Raw genomic sequence first — 206 nt, 5'->3', positions numbered from 1 at the left:
GTCCTCCGAAAACAGGGCTATGTTGTCCACATTATCCTTATTGTTGTCATAGAGCAGCGTCAGCTCAGAACCGACCGACTCCGACGACAGATCCGCATTCTTAACCGCTCCGTAATAAAGGGAATCCGAAAGCTTCATAATTGTGCGCAGATAAGATTCCACCGAACGGGCCACCTGGCCGATCAGCCTCTGATTCTCATCCTGTA

Annotated in this window: 1 pseudogene; it reads right to left on the bottom strand. The window is 50.0% G+C overall.

Annotated features, from left to right (window positions below):
- Positions 1 to 206, bottom strand: a pseudogene (locus HJV72_RS19645) (sensor histidine kinase); the annotation flags it as partial.

Origin of the sequence: Extibacter sp. GGCC_0201 (genome assembly GCF_017566055.1) — a bacterium.
GTDB lineage: Bacteria > Bacillota > Clostridia > Lachnospirales > Lachnospiraceae > Extibacter.
Note: the sequence above shows the minus strand (reverse complement) of the source record. Positions and strands in the feature narration are given on the sequence as shown.